The sequence below is a fragment of the Mycobacterium sp. M23085 genome (genome assembly GCF_045343915.1).
Classification (GTDB): Bacteria; Actinomycetota; Actinomycetes; order Mycobacteriales; family Mycobacteriaceae; genus Mycobacterium.
In genome coordinates, this window is record NZ_CP174280.1 from 5,116,812 (window position 1) to 5,133,528 (window position 16,717).

Sequence of the window (16,717 nt, forward strand, 5' to 3'; positions counted from 1 at the left end):
ACCGATCTCCAGCGATCGGTGAACGCGGTGGCGTCGCACGCGGCATCAGATCATTCGCGGTCCGCCGAACCCTGGAACGGCGCCCACGGGGATCAGCGCGAACGCGACGACGAGAAGAATGAACAGTCGCAGGGTTTTTGGTGTGGTCTTCCGTTCGATCTCCGCTCGACGCGCCGCGAAAAGAATGAACACCATCGCTACGTCGAAAGCCACGATCGTCAGCCAGCGGGTCCAGTCGTAGCCGGTGAGGAATACGGGAACGACCAGCAACAGCCCGGCGGCGACCCAGGCTGTTTGGCCTCGCAGCGCCTCAACGAACGCGCGCAGCGGTACACCGGATAATCCGCTGAGTCCGCCCAGCGTCGCCGCGAGCGCTGCCGCACCGAATATCAAAGAGACGGTGAGGCCGAGCGCTCCGATGTGGCCGACGGTGCGGATCGCGTCGGCGATGCCATGGTCGTAGTGCGGCATCACGTTGCGGCACACCCAGTCGTGGTAGTCCGTCTGACCGGTTCGCCCATCGATCACGAAGCGCATCAGCGTCTCCGGCGACGTGACCGTGGCGAACGGGTTGGGCATCAAGTGATGAGGCACGGCCGCACACAGCTGAGACGCGATGTCGTGGCGACCGAAGACCGCCACCACGCCCGCGACGATGACCCCCGGAGTAACAGCCACCAGCGCACCGAAACGCCGAGCGGAGTCCAGCGCAGCGCCCAGCACGACGACCGCAAGCACCGCACCCAACGCGAACTGCAGCCCTATCGCCTCGTGCACCAGCGTCAGCACCGCGTTCGCGACGCCGTAGGCCACGCACCACCCCACCGCGAGGGCGCGGGAACGGGTCAATGCCAAGGCCGAGCCGAACAGCGCCAGCGCCGCCCCACCGAACAGGTCTGGGCGGGCGGAGAACGCCGCGAACGGAACACCGAAGGGCAGCAACGGAATCACCATCGCCACCATCAGCCGGCGCTCGGACCGATGGCCAGCTAAGAGCACCACGCCGGCGACCATTGCCAGACCGGACAGATAAATGGCCGTCGACAGCCAGCGCAGGCCTAGCGCTGCGGCGAAGAAGTGCCCCGGGACCAGATGAACCAGCTCTCCGGCGAGCCCGCGACGGACGAAGCCGTGTGTGTAGTCGGCGGCGTAATACGAGATCCAGTACACGTCGAGCGGAACAACCTTGATCGCCAACCACAGCACGGCCACCACCCACGCCGCGATCGCGGCACCGATGCCGACAAGGCGGTTGCGGGCACGCTGATCCGCCTCAACGCCCGACGCCACCATCAGACCTGGCTCTCGTAAACCGAGGTAGCGGACAGCCGCAGGTCGGCCAGCGCGCCACACGCGAGCTGGCGGGTGGCTCCGGCATTGCCGGCGCCGCTCTGGTACGCCACCACGGTGAGAAACCGGCTCCCGTTGACGACTCCTGTGCCGCAGAACAATTGGCCTTGAACCTGCTCGATGCGGGCCTGCGTGAGGCCCTGCTCGGCGAGCCGCATGGAGACCTCGGTCGCCTCCGCGCCGTCGATGCGGCTGACGGCGCTGTCCAGGAGCCCAAGGTTGGAGCACCCCACCGGCAATTGTCCGGACGACATCGCGATGCCTTCGGCGCGCCGCACCAGCCATTGCGGAGTGAACGGGATGAGCGGCAACCCGGCGAGCATTTCGTTGGGCTGTTGCTCCAGGGACGCCAGCGATCTCTTGATGTCGGCGCGCACGTGGCTCAAGTCGTCAGCCACCGCGCCGTTGACTGTCAACGTGATCGAGGTCAGCGCGTTGGCGCGGTCGTCCTCTGCGGTGCGGTCGCTGACCGGAAGCACCACCGTCACGGAGTTCCCGTCGGCCAGCACCCTGCCCATCCGGTGGGCCAGGCGAGCGGCGAACGCGACGAAAAGTGCGTTGCCGCTTCCGTTGAGGGCGCGCGCTCGCTCCTCCCATGCCGCGGCGTCGGTCTGGATGGTCACCGACGGCGAGGTGTTCGCGTCATCGCCGGTCGGGGCGGGGCGCCCGGGCCGGCGCGCCTGCACGTGCTGATCAGGAGAGACCCTGAGCAATATGAACACAGTCGCGATCAGCGCGCGGACTGCCGCCGGCACGGCGAGCACGGCATCGGCAAGGTCCTCCAACACCGCGCGACACCGCCCGCGTGAATTCGGCTGCGGATAGCCAAGGTTGCGGCGTTCGCCCTTGACCGCGTCGGCGATGGCCATCACCAGTCCGAGCCCGTCGACCACGCAGTGCGACGCCACCAGGGTGACCGCCGCACCGCCGTCGTCCAACGGCAGCACGCCGAGATGAAACGTCGGGCCACGCTCGGGGTCGACGCTCACCTGCGCGCGTCGTTCCAGCCACGCACCGATCTCGCCGCGCGGCCGCCGCGGTTCCCACGCGATGTCGGGCGAGTCGCTGTCGACTACCCAGCGGTGACGCCCGAACGGCAGCGGCGAGCGCTCGATGCGGCGCCCGAGCAGCCCGGCACCCAGATTGTCGTTGAAGGCCCGCACTTCGTCGACGGATACGTCGCGGTCGTAGATCCAGGTGGACTGCACCGTGCTGCCTTGACCGGTGGCACGCAGCCGCAGGAAGGCAGCCTGGTCCAGCAGTGCCAGCCTCGCCACTAGCATCCCGCCTCGGCCGCAGCGCGGTACCCGCGCACCGCGACCGGCGCGAACACCGCGACGAGGACGGCGCCCCACACGCCCGCCTGCCACAGCGGCGACAGCACCGGGCCGCCCTGCGCGAGCGCGCGCATTGCCTCGATCGTCGGGGAGACGGGCGAAAACCGCACCACCGGTTGCAGCCAGCCCGGAAACACCTCGGCGGGCGCCACCCCGGTATTGAGGAACAGCAGCACCACGCACCCCGCACCGAACCAGGTCACCATCGCCTTGCCGTCCGCGCGGGCGGCGATGGCGATGACCAACGTCGCCATCCCCGCCGAAATCGCCACGGGCACCAGGACAAAGGCCAACATCGCGATCCATCCGTAGCTGAATCGCAGCCCCAGAGCGACGCCGAAGACGGTGAGCACAACGGCGGACGTGATAGTTCGGATGGCCTCGGCGACCAGTCGTCCCGCCACTGCGCTGGCCCGATGAATCGGCTGCACCCACAACCTGGTCAGCACGCCGGACTCCCGCTCTGCGGGTAACGCCAAACCGGCGCCGAGGGTTCCGAACACGGCGCCGACCACCGCGCACATCGGGACCAGTCCGTACAGGCTGTCGTGTCCGGTGACGGCCAGGACGGCTTTGCCGACCAGCAGTTTGTAGACGATCAGCAGAAAGGTCGGAAACAACAGCGCTTGCACCGCGACGATTGGGTCGCGTCGCCAGCGGCGCAGCAGCCGCCCCGTCTCCGATGCGCTTTGCCTGGCGAACGACAACAGCGAGGTTAGGTGCGGAATCGCTTGCTGCGTCTCGGCGTTCAGCGTGACCAGAGGCCGATCTGCCGGCGCGTCGAGATCCGGCACGGCGCCGTCACGCACCTTGCGGACGAACCGAGGCGCGCCCGAATCTCCTGCGCTGACGCGTCGCTGCATGCGCACCGCGAGCACGCCGAAGAGTGCCAGCAGGCCGAGGCACCACGTCGACGTCACCGCCATGCCCCGCGCGGTGGCGTGACCGGAGGCAAGGCCGCGCAGCGTCTCGGTGACCTGCGACACCGGCTGCCATCGGACGAACGGGCCGAGCCACGCCGGAAACGATTCCGCCGGAGCGATGCCGGTGGACAGCAAAACCAGGACCAGTTGGGGGAGGAGCAGCAGTTGGCTCGACGATTCGACGGACCCGACCCGGGAGCCCAGGGCGTCGGCGCCGAGGCACACCGCCATCGCGAACGCCACGACGATGCTGACGAACAAAACCGCGTCGCCCGGGCCGCCTTCCGTCCGGAAGCCGAACGACCATCCGACCGCGACGGCGGCAATCAGTGCCACGATCGTGCGTATCAAGCAATAAAGCATGCGCGCGCCCAGCGGCACCCACGCGGCAACGGGCAGGGTGCGAAGCCGGGAACCGAACCCGGACAACCGGTCTCGCGCGGCACGGTCGGCTGTGGTCATCGCCCCGAACAGCATGGCCTGCACGATCACCACGGGAAGCACGTATTGCGGGTAGGTCATGGACCCGGGGTGGATAAGGCCACCCAGGACCAAAGTGAAGCCCAGGAAGCAACCCACCGGTGCCAATGCCGCGAAAAGCAGGTCGGCGTCGCGTCTGGACGCTGACAACGTGCGCAAGGTGAGTGCCACCAGGGCACTCATACCAGGGCCTCCGGCGGCGGGACGGGAACCGCGTCACGCATCGATATGCAGCCCGGCGTCGGATACCCGGCGGAACTCGGCACGCATCGTCTCGACATAGCGCAGGATGGACCTGCGGGCGATGTCGGTGCCCGGGTAAGCGACAACCAGCTGTGTTTTGTCGTGCATGCGATTGACCCACATGCACACCGTCTCGGACAGCCGGTTGTCGCCCCAGACACCGGCCTGCAGGCCGTCGAAGTAATCGCCGAACGGCAACTTGCGGATGTCGATGTAGGACAGCATCGGGACCGGACGGTCCGGAACCTCGATGGGGTTCGACGACGGGTCCGTGGTCTCGAGCAAGTGGTAATACGGCACGGCGCCCAAGGCGGTGTTGCCATCGAAGGATGCCTGAGCGGCGCTGACCACCTCATCGAACGATGCACCGGCCGTCGGAATCGCCAATGGGACGAAACTGGCCAGCCAACCGACCGCGGTCGCATGCGCGGGATCCCGCCGGTTGTCGAATGGCGTGAGACCGAAATAGGTTGGGGCGCCGGTCAACCGATGCTCGGTCAGCGCAGCGCAGGCGAACACGCCGCCGCTGAAACGCGCGCCGGCGGCCCGGCACACCGCTTCGAACCGTCGGCCCTGTTCATCATCGATCAGGTCGAACACGTCGATGGCCCCGGGCGTATCCGCGTTCGCCTCACCCAATTCCAGCGGAAACTTCGGTAGCGCCCCATTATTCGCGGCGAGAAAAGCCCGCCATGACTGGATCTCGGGCGACTCTTCATTCAGGTCCCTGGTGTACGCATGCTGGTTCGCGCTGTATTCGCGATGGCTCGGGGCTGGTGGCAGCGGGTTCTGCGCCCGTTGCAGCGCGGCAAAATACATCGTTTGGATGTCGAGGAAGATCACCCCCGCCGACATGCCATCGGCGCGCAAGTGGTCAACGGCGATATAGATGGTGAATCGGTCCTGAGCCTGAATGATTCCGAAAGTGAAGCAGTCCCACTGCAGCGGGTCGGGCGTATCGAGAAGCAGCTTGCGAATCTGGTGAGGAGCCATCCGTCCGAGATCGGTCGGCACCAACGTGATGAACTCCGGGTCGGAAATGACATAGCGAAGGATTTCGTCGTCGTCGGCCCCTGCTCGGTGCACGACCCCGTCGCCGCGCTCGATTACGCACGCCGGCTCGCGCCACTGGCCGCCGAGTACGCGGATCGGCTGAAGATCGTGATGCGGGTCTACTTCGAAAAGCCGCGCACCACCATCGGCTGGAAGGGACTCATCAACGATCCGAACATGGACGGCAGCTTCGACGTCGAACGCGGGATCCGCGTCGCGCGTGGGCTGTTGCTCGACATCATCGACGCCGGCCTCCCGGTGGGATGTGAATTCCTGGAGCCCACCAGTCCGCAGTACATCGCCGACGCCGTCGCGTGGGGCGCGATCGGCGCCCGGACCACCGAATCGCAGGTGCACCGCCAGTTGGCATCCGGGCTGTCGATGCCGGTCGGCTTCAAGAACGGCACCGACGGCAACATCCAGGTCGCCATCGACGGCGTCAAAGCCGCTGCGGCAGCGCACCATTTCTTCGGCACCGACAACGTCGGTCACGCGGCCGTCGTGCAGACCATGGGCAATCCCGACTGTCATGTGATCCTTCGGGGTGGTACCGCCGGCCCGAACTACGACACCTCGTCGGTGAGCACCGCCATCCAACGGCTGGGCACGGCAGGGCTTTCCGGGCAGGTCATGATCGACTGCTCACACGCAAACTCCGCGAAAGACCATCTGCGGCAGGCCGAGGTCACAGCCGAGCTGACCGCACGCATCGCCGCCGGCGAGCGTGGTATCGCCGGTCTGATGCTGGAAAGCTTCCTGGTGGCCGGCGCCCAATCGCTCGGCGGCCAGCTGACTTACGGCCAATCCGTCACCGATCAGTGCATGGACTTCCCGACCACGGCAGGCCTGCTCGCCGATCTCTACGCGGCAATGGGCTGAGCCCGCGCGGCGATCGGACACCAGAGGTGGCGCCGCGCCTCAGCGTCGCGCGGGTGCCTGTCGCGCCCCAACCTGGGCGGCGATCGCCTTCTTATCGATCTTGCCGATCGGGGTGGTGGGCAGCGAGGCCATCGCGATCAGGACGTCGGGGCGCGCGTGCGCGGCCACGCCACGGGTGTCCAGATAGCCGTTCAAGTCGGCCAGCGACAATTCAGGGCCATTGAAAACGACCGCCGCACAGATCTTCTCGCCCAGGTACGGGTCGGGCAGCGCCACCGCGGCGGCCGAGAAAATCGCCGGGTGGCGGTGCAGCTGCTCCTCGAGATCTGCCGCGGAAATCGTTTCCCCAGCACGGCAGATCACGTCTTTGACCCGACCGGTCACCACCAGATAACCGTCGTCGCGCAGCCGCACCACGTCGCCGCTGCGGAAGTAGCCGTCCGGGTCGAAGCTGCGTTCGTTGTCGCGCTCGGCGCGGAAGTAGCCGTTGAATGTGTACGGCCCGCGGACCAGTAGTTCACCCTCCTCGCCCGGGGCCACCGGCTCGCCCGCCGCATCGACGACCCGCAGTTCGTCGGCGGCCGACAGCGGCCGGCCCTGGGTGTGCTCGGTGATTTCCGGGGGATCGTCGAGCCGGGTGTAGTTCAGCAACCCCTCGGCCATCCCGAAGACCTGCTGCAGTCCCGGCGTCAGGGTGCTGCGCACCAACCGGGCATCCTCGGGTTCCAGCTTGGAGCCACCAACCTGCAAGAGCCGCAAAGTTTTTGGTGTTACGGGCTCCCAGTCGCAGGCGTGCGCCCACAACTTGGCCAACGCCGGCACCAGGGCGGTCACCGTGACGCGGTGACGCGCGATAGCCGCAAATGCCGCTTCGGGGCTGGGATCGGTGCCGAAAACGGTGGTGGCGCCGACGGTGATCGCGCCGAACAGGCCCGGACAGGCGAGCGGGAAATTGTGCCCGGCCGACAGCACCGCCAGATAGACGTCGTCTGAGGTGAGCCGGCACAGCTCGGCGCTGGCCCTGGCGTTGTAAACGTAGTCGTCGTGGGTGCGGGGGATGAGTTTGGGCGTGCCCGTGGTGCCACCTGAAACCAGCAGCAGCGCAGGCGATCCCGGATCAGGCGCCGATGCCGGGGTGCCACTGGTCGCCTGATCGCGCAGCTGTGCCCATGAAGTGAACGGCCCCGGGTCGCCGTCGACGATGACGTGTTTGAGCGAGGCGTGTTGCGCGACGAGGCCTCGTGCCATCGTCCGGTAGTCGAAACCCCCTGCGGTGTCGGCGATCAGCAGCCCGGTGGCCTCGCTGACCGCGGCGAAATGCCCAAGTTCGGCGGCGCGGTGGCCGGGCAGGCACATCACCGGGATGGCCCCCGCCCGCAGCAAGCCGAACAGCACCACCGCGAACTGGCAGCCGTTCGGCAATTGCAACAACACCCGGTCGCCGGGCGCGATACCCGCGCCGCGCAGACCACTGGCCGCGCGGTTGGCCTGCTCGTCGAGGTCCGCATAACTGAAGCCGGTGTCGCCCATGGCGTCGCGGACGGCGATCCGGTCGGGCCATTGCCGAGCCGCGTCGGCCAGGAGCGTGTCCAGGGTCCGGCCCGTCCAGTAGCCGGCCGCCCGGTAGGCGGCGCCCCGATCGGCAGGGAACGGCACGAACCCGTCGAGGGCTCCGGTCGGCGGCTGCGGGGTGGGCGGGCTCATGGCTCCTTAGGCGGGGCTTAGACGGGGCGTAGTAGCGGGATGCAGGGAGTAAGGATAGGGTAACCAAAAAATTAGGGCAGCCTGTGCTAATTCAGGGAGGGTCTGTGGTGCACGCCTCGGCACGCTCGGAGGACATCCGCGCGGAGGTGGCCGAAATGCTCGGCGTCGACGTCGATGCAGTTCAGCCCGATAGCAACCTCGTCGGCCAGGGCCTGGACTCCATCCGGATCATGACGCTGGCCGGCCGCTGGCGCCGCCAGGGCATCGCCGTCGACTTCGCCACGCTTGCCGAAACCCCGACCGTCGAGGCGTGGGCCCGGTTGGTCGACGCCGGCGGGCAAGACGCCGGCCAGCAGGCCCCTCCCGCCGAGTCGCCCGGCGGCGCTGAGCTGTCCCGGGAGGGCGAGCCATTCTCCCTGGCCCCGATGCAGCACGCGATGTGGGTCGGTCGCCAAGACAACCAGCAGCTGGGCGGGGTTGCCGGGCACCTCTACGTGGAGTTCGACGGCGGCCCGATCGATGCCCAGCGGCTGCGCGCGGCGGCCACCGCGCTGGCGCGTCGCCACCCGATGCTGCGGGTGCAGTTCCTGCCCGACGGCACCCAGCGCGTCGCCCCGGCCGATGAGCGCGGCGACTTCCCGGTGAGCGTCGAGGACCTGCGCTCGCGCAGCGCCGGTGAGGTCGAGCGGCGGCTCGGCGCAATCCGGGTTGCCAAATCGGACCAACAGCTGCACGGTGCGGTGTTTGAATTGGCCATGACGCTGCTACCGGCCCAGCGGTCGCGGCTACACGTCGATCTGGACATGCAGGCCGCCGACGCGATGAGCTATCGCACTTTGATGGCCGATCTCGCGGTCCTCTACAGCGGTCGCGACCTCCCCGAGCTGTGCTACACCTACCGGCAATACCGCCAAGCCGTCGAGGCCGAAGAGGCGCAGCCGCAACCCGCGCGCGAGGCCGACCGGGCCTGGTGGGCGCAGCGCCTTCCCGAGCTGCCGGACCCGCCGGCGTTGCCGTCGACCGGTGCCGGCCCCTCGAACCAGAGCACCCGGCGCTGGCACTGGCTGGACCCGCAAACCCGCGATGCGCTGTTCGGCCGCGCCCAGGCGCGCGGCATCACCCCGGCGATGGCCGTGGCCGCGGGATTCGCCAACACCCTGGCGCGCTGGTCGACCACCTCGCGCTTCCTGCTGAACGTCCCGCTGTTCGGACGCCAGGCCCTGCACCCCGACGTCGACTCGGTGGTCGGCGACTTCACCTCCTCGCTGCTGCTGGACATCGACCTCGTCGGCGCCAAGACCGCGACCGCGCGGGCGCAGGTGGTGCAGGACGCGATGCGCAGGGCCGCCGCCCATTCCGCCTATCCGGGGCTCTCGGTACTGCGCGACCTCAGCCGTCACCGTGGTACCCAGGTGCTCGCGCCCGTGGTCTTCACCAGCGCGCTGGGGCTCGGCGAACTGTTCAGCCGCGACGTGACGGACCAATTCGGCACGCCGGGATGGATCATCTCCCAGGGGCCGCAGGTGCTGCTTGACGCGCAGGTCACCGAGTTCGACGGCGGTGTCCTGGTGAATTGGGATGTGCGCGAAGGCATGTTCCCGCCCGGGGTCATCGACGCCATGTTCGGCTACCACATCGACGAGCTGCTCCAGTTGGCCTGCGGCGACGATTCCTGGGACGCCCCGGGCCCCTCGGCGCTGCCGCAAGCGCAGCGCGCGGTGCGCGAGGCCGCCAACGCTCGTACCGCCGAGCCCAGCGGAGAAGCCTTGCACGACGGCTTCTTTCGGCAAGCCGAGCGGTGGCCCGACGCCCCCGCGGTGATCGCCAGTTCGGGCGACCTCAGCTACGCGCAACTGCGCGACCAGGCGCTGACCGTGGCCGCGGCGTTGCGCGCCGCCGGCATCACAGTCGGCGACACCGTCGCGGTGATGGGCCCGAAGACCGCCGAGCAGATTCCGGCGGTGTTGGGCATCCTGTCCGTCGGCGCCGTGTATCTGCCGATCGGCGTCGACCAGCCGCGCGACCGCGCCGAGCGCATCCTCGACACCGGCGCGGTGAGCCTGGCCGTGGTGTGCGGTGGACAACGGCTGTCCTTGCCGGTGCCTGAACTCGTGATCGCCGAGGTGCTGCGCGACGTTCCCCGTGGCGCTGAGATCGCCCCAGCGAGAATCGATCCCGCCGAGCTGGCCTACGTGCTGTTCACCTCGGGCTCCACCGGAGAGCCGAAAGGTGTCGAGGTCACGCACGACGCGGCGATGAACACGGTGGAATTCGTCGGCCGCCACTTCGACATCGGGCCCGCTGATCGATGCCTGGCCCTGTCGACGTTGGAAGGTGACATCTCGGTGATGGACGTGTTCGTCACCCTGCGCACCGGCGGGACCATCGTGGTGGTCGACGAAGCGCAGCGGCGTGATCCCGACGCCTGGGCCCGGCTCATCGACACCCACCAAGTCACGGTGCTGCACTTCATGCCGGGCTGGCTGGAGATGCTGATCGAAGTCGGCCGCGGGCGGCTGTCCTCGGTGCGGGTGATCCCCACCGGGGGCGACTGGGTGCGGCCCGAGGTGGTGCGCCGCTTGCAGGCCGAAGCGCCGCGCCTGCGCTTCGCGGGGCTCGGCGGTGCGACCGAAACCCCGGTGCACAACAGCATTTTCGAGGTCACCGAGCCGATACCGGAGGGCTGGGCGGCCCTGCCCTTCGGCGTCCCGCTGCCCAACAACGCCTGCCGCGTCGTCGATGACACCGGCGCCGACTGTCCCGATTGGGTCGCCGGCGAGTACTGGGTGGCCGGCCGTGGCATCGCGCGCGGCTACCGCGGGCGGCCCGATCTCACCGCGGAACGCTTCGTCGAGCATGACGGCCGAATCTGGTATCGCACCGGCGATTTGGTGCGCTACTGGCCGGACGGCACCCTCGAATTCGTCGGCCGCGCCGACCACCGTGTGAAGATCAGCGGGTATCGCGTCGAACTGGGCGAGGTCGAGACCGCGTTGCGGCGCGTACCCGGGGTCCGAACGGCGGTGGCCGCCTTGATCGCCGGGTCCGGGGAATCCGACGTGCTGGCCGCGCAGGTGTGCACCGACGACGTCTCGCTGACCGCCGCGCGGATCCGGCAGTGCCTTGGTGACCTGGTCCCCGCGCACATGGTCCCGCGGCACATCACCGTGGTGGAGCGGATCGGGTTCACCGATGCCGGAAAGCTCGACCGCCGTGCCGTCGCACGCGAGTTGAAAACCGCCCTCTCGCAAGTGCAGCGGCCCGCGCACCGCCCACCGTCGACACCGTTGGAATCCGCCCTGGCAACGATCGTCGGCGACCTGCTCGGCCGGGACAACATCGGGGTCGACGACGACTTCTTCGCCCTCGGCGGCGACTCGGTGCTCGCCACCCAGGCGGTGGCGCGGATTCGGGCCTGGCTGGACGCGCCGGACATCATGGTCGCCGACATCTTCGCCAACCGAACCGTGTCGGCACTGGCCGCGTTGCTCAACGCCGGCGAGAACGACCCCGACCGGCTCGACCAGGTCGCCGAGCTGTACCTGGAAGTGATCGGCATGGACGCCGAATCGGTCCTGGCGGCCTCTCGGCAAACCGCGAAATACCAGGTAGTGCAATGACATTGACTAATCTGACTACCGTATCCGCCACGTTCCCGTCCTGGATCAAACTGACCCCGGGCCGGGACAGTGGATCACCCGCCGGTGCCACCGTGGTCTTTCCGCACGCCGGCGCGGCCGCCGCGAGCTATCGGGTCTTGGCAGCCGCGCTGGCCGCCGGCGGCGACACGTACATCGTGCAGTACCCGCAGCGGGCGGACCGGCTCAGCGAACCCGCTCACCACAGCGTGCACGACCTGGCCGTCAGCCTCTTCCAGGCCGCGCCATGGCCCAGCGTCGCGCCGCTGAAGCTGTTCGGGCACAGCATGGGCGCCGTCGTCGCCTTCGAGTTCGCCCGCGTCGCCGAAACACACGGCACGCCCGTGCGGAAACTGTGGGTGTCGGCCGGTCCGCCGCCATGCGTTGTCGCCGACATGCCCGAACTGCCGACCAGCGACGACGGGCTGCTGGCCGATATCGCCGATTTGGGTGGTACCGATCCCGAACTGCTTGCCGACGAAGAGTTCTCCGAACTGTTGACCACCGCCGTGCGCGCCGACTACCAGGCCTTCAATGGGTACACCCCCAGCCCCGATGTTCGCATCGGCGCCGACATTCACGTCTTGGGTGGCCATGACGACCACCGCATCGCCCCCGGCGTGCTGCGGCGGTGGGAAAGACACACCGCCGGATCCTTCGCCGTGTCGCTGTATGACGGCGGGCACTTCTATGTGTATGAGCATGTCGAAGCGATCGCCGCGCAGGTGAATGCCGGGTGATACCAACGTCTGAGGATGGGTTCGACGCCGAGCGCGCCGACCCGGTCGTGATCGTGGGCATGGGTGTGGAAGCGCCCGGCGGCATCGAAACCGCCGACGACTATTGGGATCTGCTGGCACACGGCCGTGAGGCGCTGGGCCCGTTCCCCACCGACCGCGGTTGGGCGGTGCGTGAACTGCTCACCGGCTCACGCCGTAGCGGGTTCAAAGAGATTCACGACCGCGGTGGTTTCCTTACCGGGGCAACCACATTCGATCCGGAGTTCTTCGGCATCTCGCCCCGCGAGGCCGTCGCGATGGATCCACAGCAGCGGGTCGCGCTCCGGGTGGCCTGGCGGGCGTGCGAGAACAGCGGCATCAACCCCGACGATCTGGCCGGGCACGACGTGGGCTGTTTCGTCGGCGCCTCGGCCACCGGCTACGGGCCCGAGATGGCCAAGTTCTCCGAACACAGCGGTCATCTGCTGGCCGGCACCGCGCTCAGTGTGATCTCGGGCCGCATCGCCTACACCCTGGGATTGGCCGGGCCGGCGCTGACCCTGGACTCCTCCTGCGCGTCCGCGCTGGTGGCCTTCCACGTCGCGGTGCGGTCCCTGCAAAACGGCGACTGCGACCTGGCCATCGCCGGTGGTGTCAACGTGCTGGGCTCACCGGGCTTCTTCGTCGAGTTCTCCAAACAACACGCGCTCTCCGACGACGGATACTGCCGCCCCTACAGCGCGCAGGCCAGCGGAACGGTGTGGGCCGAGGGCGCGGCGATGTTTGTGCTGCAACGGAAGTCGGTGGCGCTGCGTGCCGGCCGGCGGATCGTGGCCGAGGTGCGAGCCACCACCATGAATCAGGACGGGCGCAGCGCCGGTCTGAGCGCCCCCAGCGGCGACGCCCAGGTGCGACTGTTCCACCGGGCCATCAGCCAGGCCGGGGTCAAGCCCAGCCAGGTGGGGATGATCGAGGGGCACGGCACGGGCACCCGCCTCGGCGATCGGACCGAGCTGCGCTCGCTGGCCCAGACCTACGGCGACACCGAACCCGGCGCTGGAGCACTGCTGGGCTCGGTGAAATCCAACGTGGGCCACTCGCTGGCCGCCGCCGGGGCGCTGGGGCTGGCCAAGGTGTTGGTCTCCGCCGAGCACGGCGCCGTGCCACCCACCCTGCACGCCGGCGACGCCAGTCCCGAGATTGAGTGGGGGAAACAAGGTTTGCGGCTCGCGCAGACGTTGGCACCCTGGCCGGCCAGTGACGGGCAGCGCATCGCCGCGGTATCTGCGTTCGGGATCGCCGGCACCAACGCACATCTGATCGTCTCCGTACCTGAGGTCGCATGATGCTTACCCACGAGCTGCCGGATGGACGCGTCCCGGTGCTGCTCAGCGCCCACGACCCCGAGCTGATCCGCCGGGACGCCGCTGCGATCGCCGACTACCTAGGCCGTATCGACGACGCCGACCCGACCGCTGCGGTCGCCGCCACCCTGCTGCGGTTGCGACGCGTGCGACGTCACCGCGCGGTGTTGCGAGCCGCCGATCGCACCGAACTGCTCGCGGGGCTGTCCGCGATCTCTCGCGGTGACGACCACGAATTGGTCTCGCACTCCGCGAAGACGACGCCGCCGTGCACCGCGTTCGTGTTTCCGGGCCAGGGCAATCAGTGGCAGGCGATGGGAGCCGACGCCTACCGGCGGCTGCCGGCCTACCGCGACGCGGCCGACCGGTGTGCGGAAGCGTTCGCATCCGCCGGATTTCCCTCTCCGCTGCCATATCTGGTGGGTGACGAGGAGCGCGGCTGGTCGCGCCCCGAGATCCAGGGTGCTCAGTTCACCCACGCGGTGAGCCTTGCCGCAGCGTGGCGATTCTGTGGGGTGCTGCCCGACATCACCATCGGGCACAGCCTGGGCGAGGTGGCGGCGGCCTATGTGGCGGAAGTGATCGCATTGCCGGACGCCGTCGCTCTGGTGGTGGCCCGCGCCACCGTCGTCGAGCAGCTGACCGGCCGCTACGCGATGGCGGTGCTCGGCACCGGCCTCGACATCGCGGAGGCGGTGCTGGCCGAGACGCCGGGCTGGCTGGAAGTTTCGGCGGTCAACGGGCCGTCGTCGACCGTGGTCGCCGGTGATCACCAAGCGGTGGCCGCCGCGGTGCGACTGGCCCAACAGCGGGGGATCTTCAGCCAGCAACTGTCCGTCGATTATCCCGGCCACACCACTGCGCTACGACCGTTGCGGGCGAGCCTGGCCGACCTGACGCCGAAGTCGACGTTCCGGGACAGCCCGGTGCGGTTCATCGGCTCCACGCTGGGCACCGAGTTGGGTGACGAACCCGACTTCGGCAACTACTGGTATGAAAATCTTTGCGGCACAGTGCGATTCGACCGCGCCGTGCAGCACGCCCGCGCCTGCGGTGCCGACACGTTCGTGGAGCTCTCGGCGCACCCGTCACTGCTCTATCCGCTGGGTGACATCGTCGATGACGAGTCGACTGTGATCGTCGGCTCGGGGCACCGTGATCGATCCATCACCGACTCGCTGTCGGCGAGCATCGCCGCCGTTGCGACCGCTGACCCCGGCTACAGGTGGGCCGACGTGGTTCCGATGTCCGACCGGCCCGCGCTGCGGGGATTCCCGAACGCGCCGATGCGGGCGGTGCACTTGTGGGCGGCACCGGAGCGACTGCCCCAAGCGGCGCCGCCGCCGGCGCCCACCGTGGCCGTCGAGGACTGGCAGCCGATGTCTTCGCCCATCCCACCGAGCGCGGCCCCCGTTGACGTCGGCTTTTTCGGTACGGGTGCGCTGACCCAGCGCCTCGTCGATGCCATTGCGGCACGAGGCAATTGCCGAGCGGTCTCACCGACTGAGGCGGAAATCCTGGTGATCACCGTCCCCGGACTCGATCAGGTCGACGCCGCCGCCGCGATCGAGCAGATCGCGGGTCGGCCCGATGCGGGCCTACCGGATTACGCCGCGCTCATCGGTCCGCGATGCCGCACCGTGTGGTTGCTCACCGCCAGAGCCGAACATGTCGACCGCAACGACCCCAACGTCTCTCCGGCGCAGGCGGCTTTGGCGGGCATGCACCGCAGCGTCGGCTTCGAATTTCCCGACCAGGCGTTCGGGCACCTCGACCTCGAGCACCGCGACGTCGACGCGGCGACGGCACAAGCCGTCGTCGAGGTGCTGCTCGGCGAGGCGGCCGAGGTCGCGTTGCGGGGCGCCGAATCCCCCCGTCGGCACGTCCGGAGGTTCCGCCCCTGCCGCGAACCGGCGGCCCCGCGGCCACTCGATGCCGCCGCACTGCAGGACGTGGTGATCACCGGTGGCAACGGAGCCATCGGACTGCGGTACGCCCGGTATTGCCTGGACCGCGGTGCCCGGACTGTCACCCTGTTGAGCCGCAACGGCGTCGACCCGACGGCACTGCATGAGCTCGTCGACCGGTACGACGCCGAAGTGCATGCGCCGCGATGCGATATCACCGACCGCGCCGCGCTGGCCGCCGTCGCCGCCGACCATGCGGGTTCGGGCGCATCACTGTTGATCCACACCGCCGGCATCGCGCGGGTGCGCTCGCAAGCGGAGCTCATCGGCTCGGATGTGGCGGCGGTCTGCGCGGCCAAGGTCCGCGGACTGGCGACGCTGGCCGACGTCTGGCCACTGCGGCCGGACTGCCGGATCCTGGCCTGCTCCTCGGTATTCGGAGTCTGGGGCGGCCACACCCACGCTGCCTACGCGGCGTCCAACCGGATGCTCGACGTGCTGGCCGCCCAGTTGCGTGCCACCGGCCGCGACTGCACGGCGATCCGATGGGGCCTGTGGCAGGACGCCGGGGTGGTGGTGGGCCACGAGATCACCCGCACCGAGCGTTCCGGCTTGGTGGCGATGGAGCCGGAGCGGGCGATCGAATCCAGCCTGTACCGCTACGAGGGCGATCCGCTGATTTTCGAAGCGGACTTTGAGCGGCTCCAGGTGTTCTTCGAAAGCCAGGGAATGCCAATGCCGTTCGCCATCCCGTGCGCCGACGGGGACGAGGACCGCGAGGTCTCGGCGGAGCGGCCAGTCGCCGACATCGTGCGGGCCGAACTGGCCGCGACATTGCACCTGGGTGATTCGCTATCGATCGATCCAAGCGCGTCGCTCGCCGACCTCGGCGTCGACTCGCTGCTCGCACTCGACCTACGTAAGCGGCTGCGCCGCACGGTGGGCAACTCGGTTCCGGTGTCCCGCATGCTCGGCGGCATCACGGTGAGCGAGCTGGTCGACTCGTTGCGTGCCGGCTCAAGCGGCGCGACCACGGCACCGCCGTCATTCGAGCGCGCCGGAGCCGCCAACGGTGCGCACCACACAACGCGCGTGATGCTAGAAAGGTTGGACTCTTAGC

The 16,717-nt window shown here is 68.7% G+C and carries 10 protein-coding genes; 5 read left to right on the forward strand and 5 right to left on the reverse strand.

Going from position 1 to position 16,717, the window contains the following annotated elements; genetic code table 11:
* Positions 1-45: 45 nt before the first annotated feature.
* The 4 genes from ACIUM1_RS23945 to ACIUM1_RS23960 are packed head-to-tail and all read right to left on the reverse strand — an operon-like array spanning position 46 to position 5,419.
* Positions 46-1,293, reverse strand: a complete 1,248-nt coding sequence (locus ACIUM1_RS23945; protein ID WP_406814967.1) for a hypothetical protein — start codon at positions 1,291-1,293, stop codon at positions 46-48.
* Positions 1,293-2,627 carry a hypothetical protein gene (locus ACIUM1_RS23950; protein WP_406814968.1) on the reverse strand — a complete coding sequence of 445 codons (1,335 nt, stop codon included), beginning with the start codon at positions 2,625-2,627 and terminating at the stop codon, positions 1,293-1,295. Before ACIUM1_RS23950 ends, ACIUM1_RS23945 begins: the two co-directional genes overlap by 1 nt.
* Entirely contained in the window at positions 2,627-4,273 is a 1,647-nt protein-coding gene (locus tag ACIUM1_RS23955; protein ID WP_406814969.1) for an ABC transporter permease, read from the reverse strand. The genes ACIUM1_RS23950 and ACIUM1_RS23955 overlap by 1 nt, the downstream gene beginning before the upstream one ends.
* A 33-nt stretch (positions 4,274-4,306) precedes the next feature.
* The gene (locus ACIUM1_RS23960) at positions 4,307-5,419 is read right to left on the reverse strand and encodes a condensation domain-containing protein (protein WP_406814970.1); all 1,113 of its coding nucleotides are present in this window, start codon (positions 5,417-5,419) and stop codon (positions 4,307-4,309) included.
* Here ACIUM1_RS23960 and ACIUM1_RS23965 point away from each other — a divergent pair.
* Positions 5,312-6,265, forward strand: coding sequence for a 3-deoxy-7-phosphoheptulonate synthase (locus ACIUM1_RS23965; RefSeq protein WP_406817840.1), 954 nt, complete (start codon positions 5,312-5,314; stop codon positions 6,263-6,265). The genes ACIUM1_RS23960 and ACIUM1_RS23965 overlap by 108 nt on opposite strands.
* Before the next feature lie 39 nt (positions 6,266-6,304).
* On the opposite strand, the gene ACIUM1_RS23970 is transcribed toward ACIUM1_RS23965, so the two are convergent.
* Positions 6,305-7,969: a (2,3-dihydroxybenzoyl)adenylate synthase gene (locus tag ACIUM1_RS23970; protein WP_406814971.1), complete on the reverse strand. Its 1,665-nt coding sequence runs from the start codon at positions 7,967-7,969 to the stop codon at positions 6,305-6,307.
* 104 nt (positions 7,970-8,073) lie between these two features.
* Between ACIUM1_RS23970 and ACIUM1_RS23975 the strand changes: the two genes are divergently transcribed.
* Genes ACIUM1_RS23975 through mbtD form a run of 4 tightly spaced genes read left to right on the forward strand, consistent with a single transcriptional unit; the run spans position 8,074 to position 16,716 of the window.
* Positions 8,074-11,589 carry an amino acid adenylation domain-containing protein gene (locus tag ACIUM1_RS23975; RefSeq protein ID WP_406814972.1) on the forward strand — a complete coding sequence of 1,172 codons (3,516 nt, stop codon included), beginning with the start codon at positions 8,074-8,076 and terminating at the stop codon, positions 11,587-11,589.
* Positions 11,586-12,347: a thioesterase II family protein gene (locus tag ACIUM1_RS23980; protein ID WP_406814973.1), complete on the forward strand. Its 762-nt coding sequence runs from the start codon at positions 11,586-11,588 to the stop codon at positions 12,345-12,347. The genes ACIUM1_RS23975 and ACIUM1_RS23980 overlap by 4 nt, the downstream gene beginning before the upstream one ends.
* Positions 12,344-13,672, forward strand: coding sequence for a polyketide synthase (locus ACIUM1_RS23985; RefSeq protein ID WP_406814974.1), 1,329 nt, complete (start codon positions 12,344-12,346; stop codon positions 13,670-13,672). Before ACIUM1_RS23980 ends, ACIUM1_RS23985 begins: the two co-directional genes overlap by 4 nt.
* Positions 13,672-16,716: a mycobactin polyketide synthase MbtD gene (gene mbtD / locus ACIUM1_RS23990; protein WP_406817841.1), complete on the forward strand. Its 3,045-nt coding sequence runs from the start codon at positions 13,672-13,674 to the stop codon at positions 16,714-16,716. Before ACIUM1_RS23985 ends, mbtD begins: the two co-directional genes overlap by 1 nt.
* The last annotated feature ends 1 nt before the right edge of the window (position 16,717 follow it).